This window comes from Pseudomonas spelaei (assembly GCF_009724245.1).
GTDB classification, from domain to species: domain Bacteria; phylum Pseudomonadota; class Gammaproteobacteria; order Pseudomonadales; family Pseudomonadaceae; genus Aquipseudomonas; species Aquipseudomonas spelaei.
Window position 1 is genome coordinate 1 of the sequence record NZ_WNNK01000095.1, and the last position, 332, is coordinate 332.

General features: G+C 47.6%; 1 protein-coding gene. It reads right to left on the bottom strand.

Features of this window, described 5'->3' with window-relative positions; translation table 11 throughout:
* Positions 1–332, bottom strand: a 332-nt coding sequence (locus tag GNF76_RS29515) for a hypothetical protein (RefSeq protein ID WP_218585320.1), incomplete at both ends; no start/stop codon positions are given.

Consider the following 332-nt stretch of genomic DNA (forward strand, 5'->3'; position numbering starts at 1 on the left):
GTCTGTGCTCACCTCAAAAGCGGCTTTTGTACCGTTAATCTCATTGTCGATCGCTGCAGGTACTTCATCCTCACTCAAAGCTCTCAGCTCTGACATAACTGCGTCGATACTCCGTGTTCCGAAAGCACGTTCTGGGTTATTTGCAACTTTATCAAAGCTCGTACTGAGCTTAGCTTCTCGTTTTGAGATTTCGTCTTGGATGATAGAAAGAGACCGGTTGATATCCTCCACTGACGCCGCAGAAACACCTGCGGCCTGGAGCTCAGCGTTGATTTTATGTTCCAGCCCTCGAGTTTCATAATCATAGTGGGATGCGATATCTCGGAGTACCT